1 pseudogene is annotated in these 238 nt (G+C 49.2%); it reads left to right on the top strand.

From position 1 onward, the window contains the following. Positions 1-238 (top strand): annotated as a pseudogene (locus FGT79_RS31550) (hypothetical protein); the annotation flags it as partial.

Here is a 238-nt window from a genome sequence, read left to right as displayed (position 1 = left end):
AACTGTGGCAAGCGGCGCAACGGAAGTAACGATTTCGAAAAACGATCTGCTTACTGCAACAGGCGGAACAGCGTACGTATCGGTAACGAAAGCGAACAAGCTGGAAAGTACACGTACGGCTGTGAAATATGTAACTGAGCCCGTATCTGTAGAACCGCTAGCAACAGCGATCACTGCAACGAACAACAAAGCAGGCGTAGATGATACTGTGGTTGTGACAGGTCTAGTAGAAGGCGAC

Origin of the sequence: Paenibacillus sinopodophylli (assembly GCF_005930355.1) — a bacterium.
Taxonomy (GTDB): Bacteria; Bacillota; Bacilli; order Paenibacillales; family Paenibacillaceae; genus Pristimantibacillus; species Pristimantibacillus sinopodophylli.
This window is presented reverse-complemented; position numbering and strand designations above follow the sequence as displayed.